Here is a 374-nt window from a genome sequence, read left to right as displayed (position 1 = left end):
TCCCCGTTGCTCAATTTTGTCATACCTGTTCGGTAGTATTTTCTGAGCGTTTTGTAATTGGCAATTCCGCATCGTGATACTACCCATGCCCGCAGTTGTTGCCAGAGTATATGGTCTAGCTTGTTGAAAATCTCCTTGGAGACTACCCCTGAGTAATACCTTGCCCATCCAGTGATGATGGGATTAAGATGTTTAATCAGGGCGGCTTGAGGTGCTGTTTTATGATTCCTAATCACCTCTTTCACCTTTTCGATGTGGGCTTTGATTGCTTTTTTATTCGGTTTGACGTGGGTTACAAAGCCTAATAATTTACTGCTCCTTCCCCCGCTTTTTCCGGAAACGTGTTTTCCGGCAGGATATTGCCTGATGTTGAA

At 44.1% G+C, this 374-nt stretch carries 1 protein-coding gene; it reads right to left on the bottom strand.

Going from position 1 to position 374, the window contains the following annotated elements:
* Positions 1-374 (bottom strand): group II intron maturase-specific domain-containing protein (locus AC0QHF_RS08520; protein WP_324703777.1); only part of this gene is annotated, 374 nt, incomplete at both ends.

This window comes from Lyngbya sp. CCY1209 (assembly GCF_055795065.1).
This window is presented reverse-complemented; position numbering and strand designations above follow the sequence as displayed.